Genomic DNA, 18,176 nt, shown 5'->3' on the forward strand with positions numbered 1-18,176 from the left:
TTTTTGTTTCAACTGCCGCTCAGCCTCGATGATGATGAGTATAGGCCTGCCGCCACAATGATGTGTGTGTGCGGGCTGGGCACAGGGCTGGGCGCCTCAGTTGTCTAAATTGCGCTGGTTCTTGGAGCGGCGTTCCTTCTTGCTCTGCGAACTGCTTGTGTCTTTCTCTTCTTTAAGGTCGATTTCGTTGTGGTTCTTGTCGAGCACCTTGTATTGCAGGTAGGCCAGCGACTGGTCGGGCAGGATTTTGAACTTGCGTCCAAACTCACGGCGCCACTTGAAGTACTCGCTGATGATACCCTTCTTGAGATAGGCCTCGACAAAGGGGTGGACATACATTGTGAATCGATCGACATGCAGGTCGTTGACCAAATAGGAAATTTTGTCTTTGAGCATGTCGGTAAACAACAGCGAAGGCTGGATCTCGCCCTTACCTCCACACGAAGGGCAGGTCTCGGCAGTGACGATGTCAAGGGCCGGTCGCACGCGTTGCCGCGTGATTTGCATGAGCCCGAACTTGCTCAGGGGCAAGATATTGTGCCGGGCACGGTCCTTCTGCATCACTTCTCGCATGTGGTCGTAGAGGGCCTGGCGGTGTTCGGCCTTGGCCATGTCGATAAAGTCGATGACGATGATGCCGCCCATGTCGCGCAGGCGCAGCTGGCGGGCGATCTCGTCGGCAGCGAGCAGGTTCACATCGAGCGCATTGCTCTCCTGGTCGCTCGAAGCCCTCGAGCGGTTGCCCGAGTTGACATCGATCACATGCAGTGCTTCGGTTGTCTCAATAATAATGTATGCGCCCGACTTGAAAGATACCGTTTTGCCAAACGACGACTTGATTTGCCTGGTGACATTAAACTTGTCGAAGATAGGCGTCTCGTCGGTGTAAATCTTCACGATATCGGCACGGTCGGGGGCGATTAGGCTCACATAGTGGTGAATTTGGTCGAAGATCTCGGCGTTGTTCACGTGGATGCTTTCGAAGTCGGGGCTGAAGATGTCGCGTATCAAGCTCACGGCCCGGCTCTCCTCCTCGTAGACGAGTTCGGGGGCCTCGGCATGTTGAATCTTGGCAACAGCGTCGTCCCAGCTTTTCACCAGCACCTTCATCTCGGCATTGAGTTCGGCTGCGCGCTTGTTTTCGGCCGACGTGCGGATGATGACGCCGAAGTGGGCGGGCTTGATGCTCTCCACGAGGCGACGCAGGCGCATTTTCTCGGCCGAGTCTTTGATCTTTTGCGACACCGAAATCTTGTCGTTGAACGGAATCAGGACCATGAAGCGTCCTGTGAAGGTGATTTCGGTAGTCAACCGGGGTCCCTTGGTCGAGATGGGCTCTTTGGCAACTTGCACAATGAGCTCCTGCCCTTGTGTGAGCACGTCGGAGACCGAGCCGTGCTTGTTGATGTCGGGCTTGAATTTCACCTTCGACAGGCTCGGGGGCTTTTTCCCGGGGTTTTGGCGCACCGTCTTGATGTAGTCGCTGTAGGTGCTGAACTGTGATCCTAAATCAAGGTAATGAAGAAACGCGTCTTTGCTGTAGCCCACATTCACAAATGCGGCATTCAAGCCAGGCATGAGTTTCTTCACCTTGGCAAAGTAGAGGTTGCCGACGGCATAGGAGGCATCTCGCGACTCCTTCTGCAGCGATACCAGCCGTCCGTCTTCGAGCAGGGCGGTCGATATGTCGGCGGGTTGTACGTCAACTACAAGTTCACTTTTCATTGTGAGGAAGTAGATTTAGCCACACACGCGGCACCCACACGAGCAACGTGTGCCTGCTGTTAAAAAAAACACCGAGAACAAACTCTCGCGCAGCGCTCGTAACCGAGACCAGGGCATGAAGAGATTGTTCTCAGTATTGTGTGTGTGACTCACCCAGAAAGATTATTTCTTAGATTTGTGTCTATTCTTTCTAAGTCTTTTCTTGCGCTTGTGCGTAGCCATCTTGTGGCCTTTTCTTTTCTTTCCGCTTGGCATATTATTACTTAGTTTAAAATTAAATGATTAAAAAATTGTATTATATATATTATTATTGTCTCAACTGTTGTGTCGACAAGGCATCGCCTCGCCCCACCACGAGGGTGCTGGCAAGAGCCGCGTGCTGTGTATTGTATTATTTCACCTGCTCCATGAACACCTTAGCTGGCTTGAAAGCCGGAATCTTGTGCTCTGGAATGATGATGGTGGTGTTCTTGGAGATGTTGCGTGCAGTCTTCTGCGAACGGGTCTTCACGATGAAGCTGCCGAAACCACGCAAGTACACGTTTTCACCGCTTGCCAAAGAGTCCTTCACAGTTTCCATGAATTTCTCCAGTGTTTCGAGTACCGAAGCCTTGTCAATACCTGTAGATTTTGAGATTTCGCTTACGATGTCTGCCTTAGTCATTGTAAATTGTGTTTTATTTAATTTGTAAAGTTTAGAATAATCATTTAGTGCAAAATAAAGAGCCATTCCCTTAGCAGCTATCTGCCAGCGTTTTAAGCACGCAGAGTCGCCGTTGAAGAGGTGGTCTCGGTTTTTGCAAGTGCAAATATCGCAATTTTTTTTTAATTAGCCGCTCTTTCCCTCTGTTTTTTATCATTAAAATTTGTTTTTTATCAATTGTTTAGGGATTCTCTACCCACCATAAATAGGGTGCTTTGCGACGCTGCCAAGCGGGCATTGCCAGGGGGAGCCGGCACGCCCGCGGCACAAGCAGAGAGGGGGGCGTGCACGCGCACACGTAGGCGAGCGCACGCCCCTCTCCTATTCCGCTTCGGCTATCGGGCAGCAAGCTTGGCGTGCTACCGGCGTGGCTTGAAGCCGAAGGTGAGCCCCAGCGTGACAAAGGCGTGGCGGTTGGCCCGCTCCTGCAGCTTGTAGCCTGCCGTGATGCGTGCCAGGTTGCCTATGTGCACACCCACGCGCGGCATGAAGGCCACCGAGCCCGACGTGCCGTCGTCGGTGAAATTCTCGCCATTGATGTCGCCCCCGGCGCGCTCGAGGTCGTTGCTGGTGTCGATGTGGCAATAGCCCAGCCCGATGCCGCCAAAGAGGGTCACGCACTTGCTCACACGCTTGCGGTAGTCGCAGGTGAGCATCACGCTGGTCGAGTTGTAGTCGAACGTGCTGTGGCTTGTGACGGTGCCATAGTCGTCGCTCATGGTGTAGCCATAGGTGCGGCGCTCCACGATGTTGTAGGACACCTGCACGCCCAGGGCGAGGGGCACCCGGGCAAAGTTGTAGCGTGCCTCGCCATAGTAGTCGATGCCCACCTTGTTTTTCTTCATCGCCTCGACGTTGGCAATGCCGAAGTTGGGCCCGGCGCCCGCCTCGATTTCAAAGGCGTTGTCGCGCGTGAAATAGTTGTCCTGTGCCTGCACCGCGCTCACAGCAATTATAGCTGTGACTGCTGTTGCCAACAGTAATAAAGAACGTGATTTCATAATTGTGATATTTAAGAGTTAAATTGATACTGTTTTTTCTTTTTTTAGTTTATGCCGTTGGTTGCATGTTGCAATGCCACATTCACCAGTTTCAAACTACGGCGCAAATATAACCTGAATAATTCATATTAACAACAAAGAAGCTGCACTTCGTTTTGGAATATGGGAAAACCTGGATAGCATTGAAAACAAAATAAGTAAATCGGAAATGATCTTAAAATCAAATACTTGCATTTCGATTTTGAGGGTATTAGACCAACAAAGCCCACAGCTCGATGTGAAATAAATTTGGCAGTTTCGTTTCGATTTACTACTTTTGCCGCAGAAAAGAGACAAATGATTAATTACGATTCACATATCAATACCCTCATCGAGCGGGCTGCCAATGCAGGCTCGGGTTCATTTGTCGTGTGCATGTGTTGTTGCTTGTGTTGAAGCGGCGCAACTTGCATGTATCTTGAAGTAAAAAAAAGATTTTTCTGGTTTTTCCCCACGATTTTTTCACAACTTAAACGCGCCAGGTATCTTGCGAGTTGAGTCAAGACGCCGCACCACCCACACACATCAATTTTTTACAATGCCCCGCGCGTGGCAACACGGCCAATCGGTCGCATGCACTCACGCATTGGCCAAAAGAGAGAGAGAAATTCAATCACAATCTATACATAAAATTCTTTTTAAAAAAAACATCATTATGGGTAAAGTTTATCAAAACATCACCAGCCTCATCGGCAACACTCCACTGCTTGAACTGTCTACAATCGAACGTGAAGAGAACCTGGAAGCACGCGTTCTCGTGAAACTTGAGTACTTCAACCCCGGCGGCAGCGTGAAAGACCGCATTGCCCTGGCCATGGTCGAGGATGCCGAGCGCCGTGGCGCGCTCAAGCCTGGCGGCACCATCATCGAGCCCACCAGCGGCAACACGGGTGTGGGTCTGGCCATGGTGGCTGCTGCCAAGGGCTACAAGGCCATCATCGTCATGCCCGACACCATGAGCCAGGAGCGCCGCAAGCTCATCAAGGCCTATGGCGCCACGCTGGTGCTCACCCCGGGCGCCGAGGGCATGAAGGGCTCGATAGCCAAGGCCCAGGAGATACTGGCCAGCACCGACAACGCCATCATTCCACAGCAATTTGAGAACCCGGCCAATGCTGCCGTGCACTACCTCACTACCGGTCAGGAGATATGGAAGGACACCGAGGGCCAGGTCGACATCTTTGTGGCCGGCGTGGGCACCGGCGGCACCCTCTCGGGCGTGGCACGCGCTCTCAAGGAGCACAAGGCCAGCGTCAAGGCCTATGCCGTGGAGCCTGCTGCATCGCCGGTGCTGGCAGGCGGCAAGCCGGCGCCTCACAAGATACAGGGCATAGGCCCCGGCTTTGTGGCCAAGAACTACGACGCCAGCCTGGTCGACGGCATCATCGAGGTAGAAAACGACGAGGCCATGGACGGTGCACGCCTCATTGCACGCTCGCAGGGCGTGCTGGTGGGCATCTCGTCGGGGGCCGCAATACACGCTGCCATCGAGCTGGCCAAGAAGAAAGAGAACCTGGGCAAGACCATCGTGGCCCTGCTCCCCGACACGGGCGAGCGCTACCTGTCGACTCAGCTCTTCGACTTCTAATGCTCACACTCGCCACGGGCAGGCGGGCCACACGCCCCCTGCCCTGCCGGCAACATCGAGCCACACCGGGTGCTCTGGCCACAGCCAGGGCGGCGGTGTGGCTCTGCTTGTTGAAAAGGTATAGCACAAGTTGATTTCGGCGTGAAGCGAAATATGCTTAACTTTGCGGCATGATGCACAATGTGAAAACCGTATTTCTCGACATCGACGACACGCTGTGGTGGTTTACCGAGAACTCCAAGGAGGCTTTTGCCCACGTCTACAACCAGCACGGGCTTGATCGCCTGTGCAGCTATGAGCGCTTCCACAAGGTGTATATCGAGAAAAACCGTGAGTTGTGGGAGGCCTATCACCACGGCAAGATCGACAAGGCCTACTTGAACAGCGAGCGCTTCAGGTACACGCTCGAGCACTGCGGCTACCAGGGCGACGCGCTGGAGCTGGGCAACAAGCTCAACGCCCACTATCTCAACTACTTGGTAACCCTGCCACGGGTGCTGCCCGGGGCCAAGGAGCTGCTCGAGTACCTCAAGGCCAAGGGCTACGACGTGAACACGCTGAGCAACGGTTTTGCCCACTTCCAGCCCCGCAAGCTGGTGTCGGGAGGACTCGACGGCTACATTCACCGCAACATCTTGAGCGACGACTGCGGCATCACCAAGCCGCTGCCGGGCATCTTCGACTATGCCCTGGCCACCTGCGGGGCCAGCCGCGAGACTACCGTGATGATAGGCGACGACCCCGACGCCGACATCGCGGGCGCCCACAATGCAGGCTGGCGCACCATCTACTTCAACTGGAAGCAACAGCCTGTGGCGCCTGGCGCAGCCGATGCCACCGTGACCCACCTGCTCGAGGTCGAGCGCCTGCTGTGACGGCGCTGCCCCATGCCCTGGTGCGGGCAAGAAAGCATCAAGGCTCCCTGGGCACAGTGGCCCGGGAAGCCTTGAAAACCAATCTGGAAGCTACACATGGCTCGCGTTGCGAGCCGTGCAGGCAATAGTGTGCATAATGAGAATTGTTGTTGCAGCGTGCTTGAGCGCTACTTGTCGCGATACTGGGCAATGGCATCGTCGAGAATGCCTTGCACAAACTCGTCGTGGGTGAGGCTCTTGAGCTCCTGCAGGCTCTTGACACAGGCCTTGAGCATGTTGTCGGAGAGATTGAGGCCCTGCACCTTGCGGCTGAGCGTCATGAGCTTGGTGGCATAGCTCGACACCAGGACGCTGTTGTCGCTCTTGGACGCAGCATCCTTGAAGCAATTGCGGTAGTAGTTGAACTTGGTGAGGAATTTCTCCTCGGTGAGCTTGCGGCTCGAGATGCTGTTGTCGTCACTGTCGACGTAGGTGTAATTGTCCAACGACCTGTTGACAGCGTCGTTGATGCGGTCGCCCAAGTCGCCAAGCTGGTCCAAGCCCGAGAGGTCGAAGGTGTAGATTCCTGCTTTGTTGCTCGACTTCCGGCCAGGCCGTGGCCCATAGGTCTTGACCACACGGCCCTCGACGCGGCCTTTCTTGTTGGTAAACCACTCGGCCGAGTAGCAGTAGCGCAGTTGCTCGTTGTCGGGGTCGGCCATGCAATAGAGCACATAGTGGTAGTTGGAGTTGTTGCCTATCACCACGCGGGTATTGTCGTCGTTGTAAATCAAGTAGGGCTCGCGATTGTCGCTGGGCTCGTGAGTGATGTAGGTGTAGGACAGCTTGGAGTCGGCCTCGCAGGCATCGGTGAACTTCATGATCTGGCTGTCGTTGGCCAGGTCGAAGTAAATTTCGTCGAGAGTCTGCTTCAGGCCCTTGTCGTCGACCTGAGTCGAAGTGCGGGTCTTGGTTGCCTGCTTGCGCAGGCTTTCAAAAGCGGCTTTCACCTGGGGCTGGGCTGCCGCCGGCAAGGCCATGACAATAGTCAAGGCTGCCATAATCAATATTTTTCCAATCTTGTTCATAAGGCATCTGTGCAAAATACGTTATAGTTTATTTTTCTTTTATCGTTTCATAGATGTTGTCGACATGCTGCAGCTGTGCAAGACAGAGGTTGTCGTAGTCGCAGGACTGCTGCAGCTGGACCTCGACAGCGGCATCGCGACAGTAGGCCAACTCCTCCTCGGGGGTCATGCAAACTGGCTGCGAGACCTGTGGTGCCGGGTCGGCGGCATGGGCCGGGCGGCGAGGCGCGGCATGACGGCGACGCGGCTGAGCGGGCCTCGTGGCACGAGCCAGGGTGCGCGGGTTGGCAGCCTGGGCGGCGACCGAGCGCTGCGGGGCAGCAGCCGTGGCCGGCACTGTGACAGCGGGCACGGGGTGTGGCTGCTCGATGCGGGCCGTGACCGGTGCCGTGGCTGGCTTGCTGTGCACCAGGGCCAGCGTCACGCCCAGCAACAGGGCCAGGGCGGCGGCTGCTGTGACCCAAGGCCAGAGCCTCAACTTGCGGCACTGGGCAGCGGGCGCGGGCTGAGCGCTCATGCCGCGGTCGAAGTAGGCAAACATCTGCTTGTAGACGGCCCAGTCGCCCTCCACATCGTGGGTGGCAAAGTAGCGTGCAAGCTCCTGCTCCTGGGCCAGCGTGCTCTCGCCTGCCATGAAGAGGTCGAGTAGCTGCTCGATGTGTCGTTGTTGCTCGTTGTTGTGATGTATAGTCATTGTTGCATGCGTTGTTTAAATTCCAAGAAAAGCGACTTGCGGGCCCTGGCCACCAGGGTGCGGGCCGATGTGGTGGCGATGCCCAGCAAGCGGGCAATCTCGTCGTAGTCGCGGTGCTCTACCTGTCGCATGTAGAGCACGCTGCGCTGGCGGTCGGGCAGGTGGTCGAGGCGCTCTTGCAGCCAGGTGTCGTTGTCGAGCTCCTCGAGTTGCTCCTGCGGGGTGCCGCTGCTGTCGGCCAGCTGGCCCAGGTTGTCGGGCATGGCCACAGTGGCATGCGACTGGCGGCGGCGCTGGCTGTCGACCACGAGGTGGCGGGTCATCACCACCGTGAGCGCTTCGAGCGAGCGGTAGCGGTCGAGCTGGTCGCGCATGTTCCACAGCTTGAGCAGCGCGTCCTGGGCCACATCGTCGGCCTGCATCGCGTCGAGACCGCAGGCAAGCGCCGTGCCCACGGCCTTGCCGCGTAGCCTCACCGCTATTTCGCTGAACGCTTTTTCTTCCATTATCAATCGACTTTCACTATCAAGACGCACCACACCCCAAAATTAAAACAAAGCCATCGCAAAAAAACAGCATTTCGCCCAAAAAAAAATTTTATTTCTGCATCGAGACGCAGGCGGCCACATGGGCCGCACACGGCCTGTTGCCGCCATTGTTGCCGAGGCAACAACTGCAACAATCATAGCCGTAAGCAAAGATACACATCGGGCGTGGGGGTCAACGACGGGAACCGCCCAGGGCGCGGCGGTTGACGTCGACAGGGGTGAGGGGCACAGGGCCGCCGCCACGCGGGGCACGGCCCTGCACGACATCATACTTCTTGTTGTTGTGTATCAGGGCATCGACGAGCTCGTAGATGAGCCCGCCCACGTCGAACGACATGGGCTGACCGAAGACGTTGACCACAGGTGCCACGACAGGCAGGGTGCGCCAACGATGGGAATAGGTGTCGTAGTAGCGCTGCGCGCCCAGGTTGAGCCCCACATTGTCGCCCAACTTGATGCCCAGGGTGCCGCCGTAGCTGGCATCTTGCATGTAGCCCATGGCAGCCACGCTGTGAAAGCGCTGGTCGAGATAGTACTGCCCGAAGAGGTTGAGGCTCAAGCCGCCAGAGAGCCGGTAGCTGGCACGGCCGAAGAAGCCATAGTCGTTCCAGGCATCGCGGCCCATGTGATACTTCATGCCGCTTATGCCAGCCGTGAGCGTGAGGCGGTCGTCGTCGTAGACGCCCGTAAACGACAGGCTCGCCGAGCCCACTGTGCCCAAGGCCGGGAGTGTGGTGTAGCCGCCACTGGCACCCAAATAGGCATTGTCGTAGCGGGCAATCACGCCGCTGGCGCTCCAGTCGCGGCTGTAGGGGTTGCGGTCGAAATTGTAGCGTGGCTCAACCCTGAGGGGCTGGCCGGCCGGGCCATGAAACACGGGCAGCATGGTCACCTCGTCGCTCAAGCCACGCAAGTTGTTGCTCACCTTGGGCATCTCCAGAGGGCGGTAGTTGAAGGTGGGCGGCGTGACCACATTGGGGGCGGTAAAGGTGACCACAGGTTGCAGCGGCTGCAATGTGGGCACATCGAGCTTGAACCGGGGCACAGCCAGCGTGTCGAGCCGCTCCTGCGCTCCAACCGCCACAGTCACGGCCGCCATCGCCACGACTGCTACCATGAGTCGCCGTTTCATCATTCTGCCATCACCTGTCATCATTTCGTCTTGTTTTTTTCATCGGCGGGAGCCATCGTCCCACCTTGGCAAAGATAGCGATTGCAGTTTATTTCGCCAAGAAAAGCGCGACTTTTCAAAGCAGGCAGGAGAAAGTTAATTTGTGTTAAGTTTAGTTGAATTTTTGTCGTGTTTACTTTACTTTTTGTAAAACGTAGTTTATATTTGCAACCGTTAAGTTCAACCTCAAAAAAAAAAATTATGAAAACTAACTATTTGTTTCCGCACAAGTGCAAGTGGATAGGATGGGCACTGTTTGTACCCTTTTTCCTGCTGGCCATCTACTCGCTTGTTGCCGACCAGGAGATCGACAACTGGGTGACACTGCCATGGCCTTGTATAGGCCAGGCATTTTTTAGCAACGCAACCGGCATAGGCATCAACAGCGTGGGGCTGGGCGACGAGATAGTGGGCGTGGTGCTCACTGTGTCGCTACTGCTCATAGGCTTCGCGCGAGAGAAACAAGAAGACGAGTACACCATTGCGCTGCGCTTCAAGTCGCTGGCTTGGTCGATGAAGGTCGACGCCGCGCTGCTCATCGCCGCGCTGCTGTTCACCTATGGCATGGTCTTTTTCTACTTTTGGTATGCTTATTTGATACTGATTTTCTTGCTCTATGTGGGGAGGTTCTACTATGAGCTGTACAAGTTCAGGAGGAGCAGCGATGAAGAATAACATCAAGGTGCAACGCGCCATAGCAGGCCTCACGCAGGCCGACCTGGCCGAGAAGACGGGCGTGAGCCGGCAGACGGTGAACGCCATCGAGAAGGGCAAGTTTGTGCCCTCGACGGTGCTGGCGCTCAAAATGTGCAGCGTCTTTGGCAAGGCGCTCGACGAGGTGTTTCAGCTGGAAGACTCCGACTGGGAGAAGTAGACCCCCACACACACATCGTGGACAAAAGCTAAGCGGCAGGAAGGCTTTGAACGCTTTCCTGCCGCTATTGTTAAGCTCTGGCTCATAGAGGGCCGCGAGGTGTGGCATGTGAACTATTTCACCAGCACCTTCACGGCCGAGCCATCGGTATAGGGCGTGGCATAGGGCTGACCCAGCAGCAACGAGCCCAGGCGTCAATATAATTTTGTAACTTTGCATCCACACAGGTTGCTGACAAAAATATTCGGAGCAAAATGGAAATGTACTTGACTTTGACAATGGTGGGCCTGATAGCCGGCACGCTGTCGGGCTCGGTGGGCTTTGGCGGCGGCATGATACTGTTGCCTGTCATCACCTATTTCTACGGCGTTGAGATTGCAGTGCCAGTGTCGACCATCGCGCAGATGATGAGCAACCTCTCGCGTGCGGCGATGGGCTGGCGCGCGATCGAATGGAAGCAGGTGGCCTGGTTCCTGCTGCCGGCCCTGCCCTTCACGGCGCTGGGCGCCTTCGGCTTCTCGATTGTCGACAAGACGGTGATGACGCGCGTGCTGTGCGCCTTTCTCATTGCCTTTTCAATCATGAAAGTGAGGGGCAAGATGCACCTGCCCAAGGGGCGCAAGACCATGCTCGCGGGCGGCGCACTCACCGGCCTCTTCAACGGGCTGCTGGGCATCTCGGGGCCGCTGAGCTCGGCCGTGTTTCTCTCGCTCGAGCTCTCGCCCGTGTCCTACATCGTGAGCGAGGCCACAGCCGCCACAGCCATGCACATCGTGAAGGCCGTGACCTACGGCAAGTGCGACCTCATGTCGTGGCACATCTTCATCAACGGTTTCTTCATAGGGTGCGCCATGATGGCCGGCAATTTCATAGCCCTCAAGCTCATAAAACGCGCTCACAAGAAGTCCTACCAGCGCGTTGTGGCCCTTGTCATGATCGCCGTGTCGCTCTGGCTCTTCATCCAGGCCTGACCTGCCTTTCACACGGGGATGCATCGGGTCGCGGTGCGCGCAGCATCGCATGGTGGCCAACAACAAAAAAAGGCCAAGTGTGCTGCAGCCCCGTGGGCGAGACTGGCAGCACGCTTGCCTTGTGATCGTTTTTTTGGGGGGCCTTGGCGCAACTGGTGTTTCAAGTCACCGCTTGAGCACGTAGAACTTGGCCGTGGGGCCCTGCGGCTCGATGCCGGCCGAGTCGGTCATGACAATCGACTTGGCATCCTTGATTTTGTAGTAGGTCTTCTCACCCGACGACGGGGTGACGAGCTCAATGAGCTTGCCGCCCTGCTTGAGGTGGTAGACACCGCTGGTGACCACAGGCTGAGCCTGGCGGTCGATGTACTGGCTCGACAGGGTGTAGGTGCTATCGGCAGCGATGGTGAGCACCGTCTTTATGCCCGGGCAGTCGGCAGCCGGCAGGGTACCCTGGTAGGTGCCGCAATAGGCAGTGTCGGTGGTGGGGGCGGCAACCTCGCGCGGCGCTGGTGCTGTGTTGCCGCCGCCGCTGCATGCAGTCGAGAGCAGAGCCAAGGCGAGGCCCATTGCTAAAATCAATTTTTTCATTTTCATTGTGTGTGATTGTAATGATTATAAAAATTAAAAATTCTCGTCACATGTGGTGGATGACGCTGCTGTCGAACGAGCCCGTGCCAGCGATGCCCGTGTACATCATCATGCGCTTGAGCTGCACGTTCATCTGTTTCACTTTCTCGACCACACCGGCGGCGCCCTGCTTGAGCAACTGCGGCAGCATGCCGCGGCCCACGGCCACAGCGTCGGCACCCAGGGCAAGAGCCTTGTAGGCGTCGTAGCCCGAGTCGATGCCGCAGTCGCAGAAGATGGCCACGCCACTGCCCTCGAGCGCCTGCTTCACGGCCGGCAGCACGCGGGTGGGCGGCAGGCCGTAGGGCACACGCCCGTGGTGGTGCGACACCAGCACGCCACGGCAACCGGCATCGCGGGCCTTCAAGGCATCGTCTACCGAGAGCACGCCCTTGGCAATGAAGGGCAGCGAGGTGGCGGCCGCATAGTCGTGCAGCAGCTGCAGGCTCACCGGCCCCAGAGGCATGCCGTCGACCACGTCGTAGTGGCCATCATTGCCCACAATGTGGTCGATGTCGATGCCCACTGCCAGTGCGCCTTGCGTCTGGGCAAAGGCAATGCTCTCGAGCACCAGGTCGTGGTCGGCCCAGGGCTTGATGATGCGCACTGTGGGGGCTCCCACTGCCACGATGGCGGCAAACTCGTCGTCGGGCTCGGTGCCCACCCAGTTGAGCACGTTGAGCTTGCGCGCTGCCTGGGCATACTCGCGCATGGGCTTGCGACCGCCCTCGAGGGGCACCTTGTTGAGGTGTGAGAAGGCCGGCATCATGATGGGTGAGGCAAACTTGTGCCCGTAGATCACCGTGTCGAGACACGGCTCCACGGCATCGATCACGCGCATTTCCACCAGCAGGCTGTCGAGGTAACGACGGTTGATGAGGTTGGCGTCGTCGGCAGCTCCGCTGGTCACCGGGATGAGCCCTGCTGGTCCAGGCCACGGGCTCGTTGTCTTCTTTTCTTCCATTGTTGTAGTGCTTAATCGTTTTAAAACTGAAGCAAACTTAATAAGAAAATGTGATACTGCAAAACAAAAAAAACAGGCCCAAAAGGGCCGGGGCCTTACAAGTGGCGTGAAGCTGGCCGCCCGGCACAGCCATGCCCCAACTGTGCAGTCAAGACCGCGCTCTGGCAAGCGCTTGAGAAAAATCCCGTGAAGAGCCCAACGAGACCTGCATAGCTGGTTGCGCGATACAGCTTGTTAAAGGCCAAGGCCTTTTGAAATGTGAAACAGTCGTGATGGGTGGCGGAAACGAAAAAAGGGTTGCCAGTGTGAATGGAAATGTGTATATTTGTGCCACGATTCAATGAGTTTGGGGTGCCTCACACCTTGAGGCTGAGATCACACCCATAGAATCTGAACCGGACAATGCCGGCGTAGAGAACTTAATGGGTCACCGCGTGCACGCGGCCAGCGCCACATCAAGTGCACAGGAGGCCCGATGGTAAAACTTATTAATAACAAGTAATGAAAAAACAAATCATGACGACTGTCGCCCTGGCCGGCGCCAGCCTGGTCGCCGCGGCAGGCCCCGTTGCCAGCAGCGACACCACCCAGATGCGTCACCTGCAAGAGGTGCAGGTGACTGCAACACGTGCCACCGCCACTACTCCTGTGGCACACACCAATGTTGACAAGCAACTCATCGAGAAACTGAACCATGGCCTCGACCTGCCCTTCCTGCTCTCGACCACGCCTGGCGTGATCACCACCAGCGACGCTGGCAGCGGCGTGGGCTACACGAGCCTGCGCGTGCGCGGCACCGACGGCACCCGCATCAACGTGACCAACAACGACATCCCCATGAACGAGCCCGAGAGCAATGTGCTCTACTGGGTCGACACGCCCGACCTGGCCAGCTCGCTCCAAGACATACAGGTGCAGCGAGGCGCCGGCACGTCGACCAACGGCGCTGGAGCCTTTGGCGCCAGCATCAACATGCGCACGCAGCGCTTCTCGGCAGCGCCCCATGCCGAGCTCAACGGCAGCTATGGCTCGTTCAACACCAACAAGGAGACCCTCAAGGTGGGTTCGGGCCTCATCAAGGATCACTGGAACTTCGACGCCAGCCTGTCGCACATCTCGAGCGACGGCTACCGCGACCGCGCCTGGAGCAAGCTGTATTCCTACTTCTTCCAGGGCGGCTACTTCGGCGGCCAGACGTCGGTGCGCTTCATCGGCTACGGCGGCAAGGAAGAGACCTACCACGCTTGGGACGGCATAAGCAGGGACCAGCTCAAGACCGACCGCACCTACAACCCCAACGGCGAGATCAAGCACTACGGCAAGGTCACGGGCTTCTACAAGAAGCAGACCGACAACTTCCGCCAGTTCAACTACCAGCTCATCTGGGACCAGGGCCTGGGCGAGCGCTGGCACTGGAACATGGCGCTGCACTACACCGACAACTTCGGCTACTACGAGGAGTACAAGAATGCCCGCAAGCTCAAGGAGTACGGGCTCACGCCCTTTGTGGTCGACGACACGGAGGTGAAGAAGTCGAACCTGGTGCGCCGCAAGAACAACGACGGCGGCTTCGGCGGCACGGTGTTCTCGCTCAACTACAGCAACGACCGCCTGAGCGCCACGCTGGGCGGCGGGGCCAACTACTACAAAAACAAGCACTACGGCAACGTGATATGGGTGGAGAACTACTATGGCAGCGCCCTCGACCCCAACCACGAGTACTATCGCAACACGGGCAAGAAGCTGGACATGAACTACTACATCAAGGCCAACTACCAGCTCGCCGAGGGCCTGAGCGCCTATGCCGACCTGCAATACCGCCACGTGGGCTACAAGATCAAGGGCGAAAACGACAAGTGGGACTGGACGGCCAGCCCCGCGCACAACCAGGTGCTCAACGTCGACGAGAAATTTGACTTCTTCAACCCCAAGGCCGGCCTCTACTACAAGATCGACGCCCACAACAACGCCTACGCCTCGTTTGCCGTGGCCCATAAGGAGCCCGTGCGCAACAACTACACCGACGGCAGCTTCACCAGCAAGCCCAAGGCCGAGCGCCTGCTCGACTACGAGCTGGGCTACCAGTACAAGAGTGCCTGCTTTGAGGCCGGCATCAACCTCTACTACATGCAATATCACAACCAGCTCGTGCTCAACGGCAAGCTCAACGACATAGGCGAGGCCATGAACGAGAACGTGAAGAGCAGCTACCGCATGGGCGTGGAGCTCACCGCCGCCTGGAAACCTGCCAGCTGGTTCAGGTGGGACGTGAACGCCGCCCTGAGCCGCAACAAGATCAAGCACTACACGGGCTGGGTGAGCGACTATGACGTCGATACATGGGAAGACATGTACAGCCAGACGGCCATCGAGATGGGCACCACCACCATCTCGTTCTCGCCCTCGCTGGTGGCCAACAACATCTTCACGTTTGACTACAAGGGCGCCAGCGCGCAGCTCATCTCGCAATATGTGAGCCGCCAGTATCTCGACAACATGCAGAACAAGTACGACAGCCTCGACCCCTATTGCGTGACCCACCTCGACCTGGCCTACACCTTCAAGCTGCCCAGCGTGAAGTCGCTCACCGTGGGTGTCACCGTCTACAACCTGTTTAACACCAAGTATGAGACCAACGGCTACAGCCAGACTTGCGCCCTGTACAAGAATGGCGACAAGAAGACCCGCTACGCGCTCTCGAGAGACCCGCGCTTCTACCCCATGGCCGGCACCAACGTGCTCGCTCACGTGAGTTTCAAGTTCTAAGGCTCCAAGCCACAGCTACCCACAAGCTCATGACCTATATCACCGACATATTGCAATGGCTGGGCCAGCCCCTGCACCTGCTCGACGCCTTCAGCACCCTGCTGGGCCTGCTCTACCTCTATCTCGAGTACAAGGCCAACATCTGGCTTTGGCTCGTGAGCATCGTCATGCCAGCCGTGCACAGCGTGCTCTATCTCAAGGCTGGCCTCTATGCCGACTTCGGCATGGAGTTTTTCTACGTCGCCGTGGCCGTCTACGGCTTCCTGTCGTGGAAGCTGGGCAAGCACAAGGGCAGCGGGCACGACAAGAAGGCGGCAGTGCCCATCACCCACTTCCCGCGGCGGCTCGTGGGCGCAACCGTGGCAGCGTTTGTGGCCCTGTGGGCGGGCATCTACCTGCTGCTCGTGGAGGTGACCAACAGCACGGTGCCGCTCTACGACGCCTTCACCACGGCCTTGAGCATCATCGCCTACTGGGCCCTGGCCAAGAAATATGCCGAGCAATGGCTGCTGTGGCTCGTGGTCGACGCCGTGTGCACGGTGCTCTACTTCTACAAGTCGATTCCCTTCTCGGCCAGCCTCTACGGCTTCTACACCGTGATGGCCGTGGTGGGCTACCGCAAGTGGCTGCGCCTCATGCAGGAGCAGCAGGCGCAATAGCGCCAGGACTGCAACACACACATCGAGGGCCAACCGCTGCGGCGGCTGGCCCTCGTCGTTGTGGTGGCGTGTGCCACAGTGGCAGGCGCTACCTGCTCACCTTCACCAGGCGCAAGGCTGCGGGCTGGCTGGCGGTCGCTGTGGCGGCGGCGTTGCGGCTCTTCACCATGGGCGTGCGGGCTGCCGGAGCGCCGGCCCTGTTGACGAAGCAGCTCTTGTCGGCCGAGTAGTCCATCGTGAGCTTGTAGCCGTTTTCAAGCACGAGGTCGCACACAAAGCGGTACTTGTCGCCGTCCTTGGTCACGGTCACCTTGCCGTCTTTCACAAAGCCCCTCTTGGTGTTGGGGGTGACATATCCCTCGTCGTTATACTCGTTGATGTAGGTGCCTATGCTCACATAGGTGCCATACATGTTGTAGTTGATGCCCTCGAGGAAGCGCCCGGGCTCGTAGGGGCCCTGCATGGCGCTGGTCACCTTGTACTCGCCCAGCAGGTCGTCGAGGTTCATCACCGAGTCGGGCTTGGTGAGCAGCTCCACATTCATGAGCTCGCCAGCACCTATCGTGTAGCCATTGGAGTCGAGCGGCACGGTGTAGAACGAGCAACTGTAGTCGCCATAGGAGGTGCCGGCCGTGTAGCCGGCCGAGAGGTTCTTGGGCACAAAATTGTAGTCGTGATCGTAGAGCTCATAGTAGGAGGCATCCTTGTTGGCATAGGCAATGGTGCCGTCGAAGGTGAGGTGCACGTTGCTGAAGCCCTCGGTGGTCGACGACGAGCGCCCCTTGATGTCGATGGCATAGGTGCCGTCGCTCTTGTACTCCACATTGGCCTCGGCGCCCAGGTCGAAGGCCACCTTCTTGCCCGTGGGCTTGCCGTCGTTGATGGCGGTGCACTCAAAGGCGTAGAGGTAACGGTCGCTCTGGTAGAGCGTGCCTTGGGCAAACGAGGTGGAGGCCACATAGCGGCCGCTGGGCAGGATGGCAGCTGGCGAATAAACCGACTTGGCTCCGATGGCGTAGAAAAACACGCTCACCTGCCCCACCCGGGTGGGATAGCCGCTGGGGTCGAGCGAGTCGGTCGAGACCACGGTGTAGTACTCGCCGTCGCCGTAGTACACGCCCATGCCATACTTGCACTGCACCACCTTGTCGTAGTCGACGGGTTGCGTGAAGGTGATGCTGTCGAGGTCGGAAACGTTAAACTCCTTGACCTCGCCCGATTTCATGTGCAGCAGCGCCGTGCGCGTGTTTTGCTGTGCCGCTGCCGGCATTGCGGCCGCAAGCAGCAGGGCCGCGATAGGTAGTATTTTTTTCATAGTGTGTGATGTTGTTTTTGCGTTGATGATTGAGTTTTGTTTTTTCACTTGATAAACTTGGCGGCCTTGTTGCCAATTTTCACGACATACACGCCAGCCGGCAGGTCGCTCACGTCAACGTCCTGGCCGTGCCAGCCGGCCAGCCGGGCGAGGGTCATGCCCTGCAGGTTGAAAACTTCGAGCGTGGCCTGGCGCGCGCTGTCCCAGCCGCTCACCTTGAGCACGTTGCCATCGCTCATCACGCGCAGCAGCAGGGCGGCGTCGTCGGGCTTGCCGGCCGTCACCGCCTCGACGCCGGTGGGCAAAAGGTTGAAGGCAATGGCGCTCACATCGTCGAAGGCATAGGTGGCCGTGGCCGCCTGCGTGTCGCGGTACACCACGTTCACCTTGTCGCCCGCAAAGTCGATGCGCCGCACCTCGTCGATGACGTTGGGCTTGTCGCCGCCACTGGTGCGCACCACAAGCACGTCGCTGCCGTCGACGGCCCTGGCCGCAACAGGAAGGAGCAGGGGCAGTGCCAGCAACAGTAGAGTTGATTTTTTCATAAGCTATTTTCTTTTAATTACACAATTGCGCCTCTCTTTCT

18 protein-coding genes and 1 riboswitch are annotated in these 18,176 nt (G+C 57.6%); of the genes, 7 read left to right on the plus strand and 11 right to left on the minus strand.

Going from position 1 to position 18,176, the window contains the following annotated elements; all coding sequences use genetic code 11:
* Positions 1–96: 96 nt before the first annotated feature.
* From GF423_RS03580 to GF423_RS03590, 3 genes are all read right to left on the minus strand, one after another.
* On the minus strand, positions 97–1,725 hold the full coding sequence (locus GF423_RS03580) for an Rne/Rng family ribonuclease (protein WP_154327090.1): 1,629 nt from the start codon (positions 1,723–1,725) through the stop codon (positions 97–99).
* Between the two features lie 391 nt (positions 1,726–2,116).
* A complete protein-coding gene (locus GF423_RS03585) occupies positions 2,117–2,455 on the minus strand; it encodes an HU family DNA-binding protein (protein ID WP_206113351.1) in 339 nt (112 codons plus the stop codon).
* A 332-nt stretch (positions 2,456–2,787) separates the two neighbouring features.
* Positions 2,788–3,429: an outer membrane beta-barrel protein gene (locus tag GF423_RS03590; protein ID WP_154327092.1), complete on the minus strand. Its 642-nt coding sequence runs from the start codon at positions 3,427–3,429 to the stop codon at positions 2,788–2,790.
* Positions 3,430–4,123: 694 nt separating this feature from the next.
* Here GF423_RS03590 and cysK point away from each other — a divergent pair.
* Both cysK and GF423_RS03600 read left to right on the plus strand, forming a co-directional pair.
* Positions 4,124–5,056, plus strand: a complete 933-nt coding sequence (gene cysK / locus GF423_RS03595; RefSeq protein WP_154327093.1) for a cysteine synthase A — start codon at positions 4,124–4,126, stop codon at positions 5,054–5,056.
* A 182-nt stretch (positions 5,057–5,238) separates the two neighbouring features.
* The gene (locus GF423_RS03600; RefSeq protein WP_206113352.1) at positions 5,239–5,931 is read left to right on the plus strand and encodes a YjjG family noncanonical pyrimidine nucleotidase; all 693 of its coding nucleotides are present in this window, start codon (positions 5,239–5,241) and stop codon (positions 5,929–5,931) included.
* A gap of 167 nt (positions 5,932–6,098) precedes the next feature.
* Here GF423_RS03600 and GF423_RS03605 read toward each other — a convergent pair whose 3' ends face one another.
* From GF423_RS03605 to GF423_RS03620, 4 genes are all read right to left on the minus strand, one after another.
* Positions 6,099–6,998 (minus strand): hypothetical protein, encoded by a 900-nt coding sequence (locus tag GF423_RS03605; RefSeq protein ID WP_154327095.1) that lies wholly within the window; start codon positions 6,996–6,998, stop codon positions 6,099–6,101.
* Positions 6,999–7,026: 28 nt separating this feature from the next.
* A complete protein-coding gene (locus GF423_RS03610; RefSeq protein WP_154327096.1) occupies positions 7,027–7,692 on the minus strand; it encodes a PG0215 family putative anti-sigma factor in 666 nt (221 codons plus the stop codon).
* Positions 7,689–8,198 (minus strand): GFO_1088 family ECF-type sigma factor, encoded by a 510-nt coding sequence (locus GF423_RS03615; RefSeq protein WP_154327097.1) that lies wholly within the window; start codon positions 8,196–8,198, stop codon positions 7,689–7,691. Before GF423_RS03615 ends, GF423_RS03610 begins: the two co-directional genes overlap by 4 nt.
* 214 nt (positions 8,199–8,412) lie before the next feature.
* Entirely contained in the window at positions 8,413–9,396 is a 984-nt protein-coding gene (locus tag GF423_RS03620; RefSeq protein WP_154327098.1) for a hypothetical protein, read from the minus strand.
* Positions 9,397–9,612: 216 nt separating this feature from the next.
* On the opposite strand from GF423_RS03620, the gene GF423_RS03625 reads away from it, so the two are divergent.
* The 3 genes from GF423_RS03625 to GF423_RS03635 all read left to right on the plus strand — a co-directional run bounded on the left by GF423_RS03625 (position 9,613) and on the right by GF423_RS03635 (position 11,256).
* A complete protein-coding gene (locus GF423_RS03625) occupies positions 9,613–10,086 on the plus strand; it encodes a hypothetical protein (protein WP_154327099.1) in 474 nt (157 codons plus the stop codon).
* On the plus strand, positions 10,076–10,285 hold the full coding sequence (locus GF423_RS03630; RefSeq protein ID WP_154327100.1) for a helix-turn-helix transcriptional regulator: 210 nt from the start codon (positions 10,076–10,078) through the stop codon (positions 10,283–10,285). Before GF423_RS03625 ends, GF423_RS03630 begins: the two co-directional genes overlap by 11 nt.
* Before the next feature lie 254 nt (positions 10,286–10,539).
* On the plus strand, positions 10,540–11,256 hold the full coding sequence (locus tag GF423_RS03635; protein WP_235911771.1) for a sulfite exporter TauE/SafE family protein: 717 nt from the start codon (positions 10,540–10,542) through the stop codon (positions 11,254–11,256).
* 165 nt (positions 11,257–11,421) lie between these two features.
* Here GF423_RS03635 and GF423_RS03640 read toward each other — a convergent pair whose 3' ends face one another.
* Both GF423_RS03640 and GF423_RS03645 read right to left on the minus strand, forming a co-directional pair.
* On the minus strand, positions 11,422–11,847 hold the full coding sequence (locus tag GF423_RS03640; RefSeq protein WP_235911772.1) for a copper resistance protein NlpE: 426 nt from the start codon (positions 11,845–11,847) through the stop codon (positions 11,422–11,424).
* A 46-nt stretch (positions 11,848–11,893) separates the two neighbouring features.
* On the minus strand, positions 11,894–12,850 hold the full coding sequence (locus tag GF423_RS03645) for an alpha-hydroxy-acid oxidizing protein (protein ID WP_154327103.1): 957 nt from the start codon (positions 12,848–12,850) through the stop codon (positions 11,894–11,896).
* Positions 12,851–13,187: 337 nt separating this feature from the next.
* A riboswitch (TPP riboswitch) is annotated at positions 13,188–13,283 on the plus strand.
* A 68-nt stretch (positions 13,284–13,351) separates the two neighbouring features.
* Here GF423_RS03645 and GF423_RS03650 point away from each other — a divergent pair.
* Both GF423_RS03650 and pnuC read left to right on the plus strand, forming a co-directional pair.
* Complete coding sequence (locus tag GF423_RS03650) at positions 13,352–15,616, plus strand: TonB-dependent receptor (protein WP_154327104.1); 2,265 nt, start codon at positions 13,352–13,354, stop codon at positions 15,614–15,616.
* Between the two features lie 29 nt (positions 15,617–15,645).
* Positions 15,646–16,275 (plus strand): nicotinamide riboside transporter PnuC, encoded by a 630-nt coding sequence (gene pnuC, locus GF423_RS03655; protein WP_154327105.1) that lies wholly within the window; start codon positions 15,646–15,648, stop codon positions 16,273–16,275.
* A gap of 88 nt (positions 16,276–16,363) precedes the next feature.
* Here pnuC and GF423_RS03660 read toward each other — a convergent pair whose 3' ends face one another.
* Positions 16,364–17,590 carry a hypothetical protein gene (locus GF423_RS03660; RefSeq protein WP_154327106.1) on the minus strand — a complete coding sequence of 409 codons (1,227 nt, stop codon included), beginning with the start codon at positions 17,588–17,590 and terminating at the stop codon, positions 16,364–16,366.
* Between the two features lie 44 nt (positions 17,591–17,634).
* Positions 17,635–18,135, minus strand: coding sequence for a T9SS type A sorting domain-containing protein (locus GF423_RS03665; RefSeq protein WP_154327107.1), 501 nt, complete (start codon positions 18,133–18,135; stop codon positions 17,635–17,637).
* Positions 18,136–18,176 lie beyond the last annotated feature (41 nt).

It is taken from the genome of Sodaliphilus pleomorphus, from assembly GCF_009676955.1.
GTDB lineage: Bacteria > Bacteroidota > Bacteroidia > Bacteroidales > Muribaculaceae > Sodaliphilus > Sodaliphilus pleomorphus.